Annotated in this window: 6 protein-coding genes; 3 read left to right on the forward strand and 3 right to left on the reverse strand. The window is 68.4% G+C overall.

Annotation, left to right across the window (positions count from 1 at the left end):
• Positions 1–273 precede the first annotated feature (273 nt).
• From ACFYXB_RS45320 to ACFYXB_RS45330, 3 genes are all read left to right on the forward strand, one after another.
• Complete coding sequence (locus tag ACFYXB_RS45320) at positions 274–1074, forward strand: RNA polymerase sigma factor SigF (RefSeq protein WP_389591326.1); 801 nt, start codon at positions 274–276, stop codon at positions 1072–1074.
• Between the two features lie 272 nt (positions 1075–1346).
• Entirely contained in the window at positions 1347–1871 is a 525-nt protein-coding gene (locus ACFYXB_RS45325) for an endonuclease (protein WP_389591327.1), read from the forward strand.
• A 328-nt stretch (positions 1872–2199) separates the two neighbouring features.
• A complete protein-coding gene (locus ACFYXB_RS45330; protein WP_389591328.1) occupies positions 2200–3744 on the forward strand; it encodes a cytochrome bc complex cytochrome b subunit in 1545 nt (514 codons plus the stop codon).
• On the opposite strand, the gene ACFYXB_RS45335 is transcribed toward ACFYXB_RS45330, so the two are convergent.
• The 3 genes from ACFYXB_RS45335 to ACFYXB_RS45345 all read right to left on the reverse strand — a co-directional run.
• Entirely contained in the window at positions 3662–4063 is a 402-nt protein-coding gene (locus ACFYXB_RS45335) for a cytochrome c oxidase subunit 4 (protein ID WP_389591330.1), read from the reverse strand. The genes ACFYXB_RS45330 and ACFYXB_RS45335 overlap by 83 nt on opposite strands.
• On the reverse strand, positions 4060–5733 hold the full coding sequence (ctaD, locus tag ACFYXB_RS45340; RefSeq protein WP_389591332.1) for a cytochrome c oxidase subunit I: 1674 nt from the start codon (positions 5731–5733) through the stop codon (positions 4060–4062). Before ctaD ends, ACFYXB_RS45335 begins: the two co-directional genes overlap by 4 nt.
• A gap of 403 nt (positions 5734–6136) precedes the next feature.
• A partial coding sequence (locus ACFYXB_RS45345; RefSeq protein WP_389591334.1) for a zinc ribbon domain-containing protein occupies positions 6137–6244 on the reverse strand: 108 nt, incomplete at its 5' end.

Raw genomic sequence — 6244 nt, forward strand, 5'->3', positions numbered from 1 at the left:
CCCGCGCCAGCGGGACAGGGCTGGACGCAAACGCAGCATCACCGCCAGTGATGCCCGTTGTGCAAGCCCGGGACCTTCAGTCCCGGGTCGTTGACGAATATCCATGCGTGCGTTTGCGGGCCAGAGTGACGGGCACGCCAAATATGGAGTGTTTCGGACAGGAGGCACGCCCCGTGGGGAGCGACGGAACCGTCGCACGGGTGCGGCTGCCCGAATCGCTGTTGCACGCCCACGGGTGATCGTCACATCACCGCACGAGGGAGTTGCGACATCGTGGGAACTCGAACGAGCGGGCAGCGCCACCCGCACGACGACGCCCCTGACACCGAGGAAGCGTTCCGCAGGCTTGCTGCGCTTTCGCCGGGTGAGGAGCATGACACACTCCGTGAAGAGATCGTCGAGGCCTGGTTGCCGATGGCCGACCGGATCGCGGGACGGTTCCGCAGCCGCGGTGAAAGCTTCGAGGACCTGCGCCAAGTCGCGGCCCTCGGCCTGGTCAACGCGGTCGACCGCTACGACCCCGAGCGGGGCAACGCCTTCGAGAGCTACGCCGTGCCCACCATCACCGGCGAGATCAAGCGGCACTTCCGCGATCACATGTGGACCCTGCACGTGCCGCGCCGGGTCCAGGACCTGCGCAATCGCGTACGGACGTCCTGCCAGGAACTCTCCCATGACGTGTGTGACCGCTGGCCCAGCGTGAGCGAGATCGCCGAGCATGCGCACCTGAGCGAGGGCGACGTCCTGGTCGGCCTCGAAGCGCTGGAGAGCTTCAGCACGCTCTCGCTCGACGCCGATCTCCCCGGCAGCGAGGACGGCTACTCGCTGGGTGACTCCCTCGGTTCGTCCGACCCCGCCCTCGACACCGTAGTGGACCGCGAGGCCGTCAAGCCCCGCCTGGAGGTCCTCCCCGAGCGGGAACGCACCATCCTCTACATGAGGTTCTTCAAGGACATGACCCAGCGGAGCATCGCCGAGGAGCTCGGCATCTCCCAGATGCACGTCTCACGTCTGATCAGCCGGTGCTGTCATCAGGTCCGCGACGAGGTCCTGCAGGGCACCCGGGCGGCGTGAACGTGCGTGCCGCAACGCCGCGTGTTGCTCCGTCGACATCCCGTCGAAGCCGGCGCAGGGCGACTGCGTCGACGTGGTCTCGACGGGTGCACGGAGCACGCGCGACACGGTGCACCGCAGAAGCCCGGTGGAACGTCGGATCGGGGACAGGACGATGACTACGAAGGTTCAGGCAGTGGTGCGAGCCCTTCTCGACCGGGCAGGAGCGCACCTACGCGGCCCAGGCCGGTATCCGGCTGCGCAACACCCCGGCCCCGCTGTACCAGACCCTCGTGCTGGCGACTCTCCTCAGCGCCCGGATCAGGGGAGACATCGCGGTGGCGGCGGCCCGGGCACTGTTCGAAGCCGGACTGCGTGACGCGCGGTCGATGGCGGACGCGACCTGGCAACAACGCGTCGACGCACTCGGCAGGGGCGGCTACCGCCGCTACGACGAACGTACCTCCACGATCCTCGGCAAGAGCGCCGCTCTGGTCCTCGACCGTTACGACGGGGATCTGCGCCGACTGCGCGAGGAACCCGACCCGAAGAAGGCTCTACTGGACATACCCGGGATCGGGCCCACGGGGGCCGACATCTTTCTGCGCGATGTGCAGGGCATCTGGCCCGAATTCGCACCGTACGCCGACCCCAAGGTCCTGGACGGTGCTCGACGGCTCGGCCTGCCCGCCTCGCCGGAAGAGCTGGGCGGCTTCGTCGCCGGGCGTGACATGCCCCGGCTGGCGGACGGCCTGGTCCACGCCGCCCTCGACAAACACCTGGCCGAGGAAGTGCTCGCCGCGGCCGAAGGACGGTGACCCCGGGCGTCTCCTGCCGTACGAGACGCGAAACGAGGCGTCGGCACATGTCGAACCCAAGGGACCGCACGGATCGGAGAAAGGCGACAAGGGCGGGGGAGAGGGCGGCGGGGTCCCGCCGGACCAACGGTCCGACCACCGGTGGCCCCTGTCCTCGGCCGATCGGGTGCGGCACGCGCGCCGCGCGAGTGCTTCGTGCCGCCGGGACACCCGCGGCGCGGGCCCGCGGCAAGAGATGACGACAACACAGAAGACGTGTGAGGGCAGCGAGGAGGCGTTCTGTGGGACGCGAGCGGCACGACACCGTCGGCCATGGCAGGGACGTGACGTGACGGCGCGTCGCACGCGGTCTTCGACGTCAGGACCGGACGGGCGCCACCCCGGGGAGCGATTCGCGGACGCGGTCGACGCGCGGCTGCCGGTGCACGACGGCGGCGGCAGGCTCGTGCGCAAGGCCTTCCCCGACCACTGGTCGTTCCTCCTGGGCGAACTGGCGCTCTACAGCCTGATCGTTCTCGTGCTCACGGGCGTATGGCTCACGTTCTTCTTCCAGCCCGAGATGCGGGAAGTCGTCTACGACGGCTCGTACCTGCCGTTGCAGGGCGTGCGGATGTCCACCGCCTTCGACTCGACCCTGGACATCAGCTTCGACATCCGCGGCGGACTGCTGGTGCGGCAGATGCACCACTGGGCGGCGCTGGTCTTCGTCGGCGCCATCGGCCTGCACCTGCTGCGCGTCTTCTTCACCGGTGCCTTCCGCAGACCGCGCGAGATGAACTGGGTCATCGGCGTCACCCTGTTCGTCGTCGCCCTCGCCGAGGGGTTCGCCGGCTACTCGCTCCCCGACGACCTGCTCTCGGGCACCGGCCTGCGGATCGCGCAGGGCATCATGCTGTCCATCCCGGTGGCCGGGACGTATGTGAGCATGTTCGTCTTCGGGGCCCAGTTCCCCGGGCACGACATCGTCCCCCGGCTGTACAGCCTGCACATCCTGCTGCTGCCCGGGGCACTCCTCGGCCTGCTCACGGTCCATCTGATCCTCGTCTTCTACCTCAAGCACACCCAATGGCGCAGCCCCGGCCGAACGAACGCGAACGTCATCGGCAAGCCCCTCTTCCCGCAGTTCGCCGCTTCGTCGACAGGGCTGTCCCTCACCGTCTTCGGCGTCCTGGCGGCCCTCTCGGGCATCGCCCAGATCAACCCGGTGTGGGTGTACGGTCCCTACCGCCCGGACGAGGTGTCGACCGGCTCCCAGCCCGACTGGTACGTGGGCTTCCTGGAGGGCGCCCTGCGGCTGGTCCCGCCGTGGGAGACCTCCCTCGCCGGACACACTCTCATGTGGAACGTGCTGCTGCCGGCCGTCGTCCTTCCCGGCCTGCTCTTCGCGGTCCTGTACGCCTACCCGTTCGTCGAGCAACGGCTGACCGGCGAGGGGGCCGAGGAGCAGCACCTGTGCGACCGCCCGCGCGAACGGCCCGTACGCACCGCTCTGGGAGCGGCGGGCGTCACCTTCTACGGCGTGCTGCTGCTGGCCGGCGGCAACGACGTCGTCGCGGCGACCTTCAGGATCTCGGTGAACTCCCTGACCTGGGTGCTCCGCGTCGCCCTCGTCGTCGCACCGGTCATCGCGTTCATGCTCACCCGGCGCATCTGCCACGCCCTGCTGGACGCGGAGACGGAACGGCTGGCCGAGGGCGACGAGACGGGCGAGGTACGGCAGACTATGGCCGGCGGATACGAGAGCGACCACCGTGCCGTCGAGACGTTCCGGCCCGGTGCACCACGCAGGCTCAGTCCACCCGAACAGCGCCCCGACCCACGTACTGGAACACCATCCCGAGGACACCACGAGCCAGCACGCCGACGCCGATGAGGAACAGCCACAGCCCGTAGACCACACCGGTCGCGGCGACGGCGAAACCGAGCGCGGTCACCACCGGCCACGGGCTGTGCGGCGGGAAGAACTCCAACGGGCCGGTTCCGTCGGCCACTTCGGCATCGCCGCGATCCTGCGGGCGCGGCCCCTTGCGGCGGTACTGCACCGCGCAGAAGAACGAGACCAGCGCCGCCATGGCGAACGCGACGAGCAGGGCCGCCGTACCCGCCGGATCGCGCGACCAGAGTCCGTACAGGGCCGTGGTGCCGCCGAAGAAGACGGCGACACCACCGAAGAGCAGCGCTTCGGTCTTCATCGCAGCCCCTCCTCCCGGGCCTGCCGCACGATGGCGGGGTGGTGCAGGTCGAAGGCGGGCGCCTCGGACCGCACCCGCGGCAGGGCGACGAAGTTGTGCCGGGGAGGCGGACAGGTCGTCACCCACTCCAGCGAACGCCCATACCCCCACGGGTCGTCCTCGTCGACCCGGCGTCCGTGCCGCGACGTGTGCCAGACGTTGTAGAGGAACGGCAGGGTGGAGACACCGAGCAGGAACGCCCCCACCGACGACAGGGTGTTGAGCAGCGTGAAGCCGTCCGTCGGCAGATAGTCGGCGTACCGGCGGGGCATCCCCATCTCGCCGAGCCAGTGCTGTACCAGGAAGGTCAGCTGGAAGGCCGGGAAGAGCAGCCAGAAGTGCACCTTGCCCAGCCGCTCGTCGAGCATCTTCCCGGTGAACTTGGGCCACCAGAAGTAGAACCCCGCGAACATGGCGAACACCACCGTGCCGAACAGCACATAGTGCAGGTGCGCCACGATGAAATAGCTGTCGGTGACGTGGAAGTCGAGCGGCGGCGAAGCGATGAGAACCCCGCTCAGACCACCGAGCAGGAACGACACGAGGAACCCGAGCGACCACAGCATCGGCGTCTCGAACGACAGCGACCCACCCAGCATCGTCCCGATCCACGCGAAGAACTTGATCCCCGTGGGCACCGCGATCAGGAACGACATCAGGGAGAAGAACGGCAGCAGCACCGAACCGGTCGCGAACATGTGGTGCGCCCACACGACCGCGGAGAGCATGGTGATCGCGATCGTCGCCCCGATCATCGGCAGATACCCGAACAGCGGCTTGCGAGCGAAGACCGGGATGATCTCCGAGACGATCCCGAAGAACGGCAACGCCACGATGTAGACCTCGGGATGCCCGAAGAACCAGAAGAGATGCTGCCACAGCAGCGCACCGCCGTTCGTGGCGTCGAACACGTGCGAACCGAACTTCCGGTCCGCCTCCAGGCACAACAGGGTGGCCGTGAGCACCGGGAACGCGGGCAGCACCAGGATGGACGTGAACAGCACGTTCCAGGTGAAGATCGGCATCCGGAACATCGTCATGCCGGGTGCGCGCAGACACAGGATCGTGGTGATGAAGTTGACCGCGCCCAGGGTCGTGGACACGCCGGTGACCACGAGCCCCATCACCCACAGGTCCCCACCGGCGTCGGGGGAGTGGTAGGCGCTGTTCAACGGCGCGTAAGCGAACCATCCGAACGCCGCCGCGCCTCCCGGGACCAGGAACCCCGCGACGACCATCAGGCCGCCGAAGAGGTACATCCAGTACGACAGGGCATTGAGCCGGGGGAAGGCGACGTCCGGTGCGCCGATCTGCAGCGGCATCACGGCGTTCGCGAAGCCGGCGAACATCGGTGTCGCGAACAGCAGCATCATGATCGTGCCATGGATGGTGAAGAGCTGGTTGTAGGCGTGCTCGCTCATGAACTGCAGCCCCGGACGGGCGAGTTCGGCACGCATGGCCATGGCCATCAGCCCGGCCAGGAGGAAGAAGCAGAACGCCGTGACCATGTAGAGGCGACCGATCACCTTGTGATCGGTCGTGTTCGCCCAGTTCAGCAGCGTGCGTCCGAAGGAGGACGGGGCGGGGTGGTCCGTAGTCGCCTGGCCGACGTGTTCTGAGGCCTCGGTCATCGTCCGCCTCCGGGTCTGCTCATGGTCCGGCGGCGACACACGACCGGCCCGCGAGGTGGGAGCGGTGGTCGAGTGCCCGGCCGCCGCCGGGAAAACCGGTGCCCGGGGCTGGAAACGACGGCCCACCAGGAGATGGGCGACGCTGTTTCGAACCGGGATCCCGCGGCGACGCTACCGGCGTCCTACGGCACGGCCGCGTTCGCCACGCCCCGTGTCCATCGGATGAGGCGACCACCTACGGGGCGCAAGAGTACGGGCCGCCGCCCGGCCTGCAGCGCGGACGACTCGGGCCGGCAATGAAACCCCGCATGACGGTGGCCGTCCGAGGTACCCGGTGCGCATCGCGATCGTTGGGCTTGGAGGGACGGTGACTCCTCCACCCCGTGAACGGGGTGGTTTCTCGCTAAGCCGGTTGGGCTTCGCGACGGACCAGCCCGGCCCGTAGAACGTTGAGAGCGCCCACCGTGTCCGCGTGCGCCTGGTGACCGCACTCCTGACAGTGGAACTTCTC

The organism is Streptomyces sp. NPDC002619 (assembly GCF_042889305.1).
GTDB lineage: Bacteria > Actinomycetota > Actinomycetes > Streptomycetales > Streptomycetaceae > Streptomyces.

Excerpts from the sequence above, each read along its gene's own strand:
- ACFYXB_RS45335 (WP_389591330.1), bottom strand. The coding sequence starts at position 4,063 with ATGAAGACCGAAGCGCTGCTCTTCGGTGGTGTCGCCGTCTTCTTCGGC.
- ctaD (WP_389591332.1), bottom strand. The coding sequence starts at position 5,733 with ATGACCGAGGCCTCAGAACACGTCGGCCAGGCGACTACGGACCACCCC.